Raw genomic sequence first — 342 nt, forward strand, 5'->3', positions numbered from 1 at the left:
AACCCCCGAAGGGGGACAAGCCTTAAAGAGAAATAGGTAAAGGCTATCAGTCTGAAAAACAAGACTTATTCGAAGATAGAGGGAAGTTAAAGCAAGCTTAAGAAAAACAAAAGACGGTGCGAGCCATACGGACAGACGAACAATGAACGAAGGAACAACGAACCTAAGTAGAAGGAAAGTTGAAGCTAAGGCAGAGATAAAAAGAAGGTTATTAGTGGATTTCAACTTTGCCAAAGATTTGAAACTTTGGCAAAGTTTATACAAATGACGGTGCAAGCCACACGGATAGATAGGGGAAAGAAAAGTGAAAAGCCCCCGAACCCCCGAAGGGGGACAAGCCTT

This window comes from Capnocytophaga sp. oral taxon 380 str. F0488 (assembly GCF_000318255.2).
GTDB classification, from domain to species: Bacteria; Bacteroidota; Bacteroidia; order Flavobacteriales; family Flavobacteriaceae; genus Capnocytophaga; species Capnocytophaga ochracea.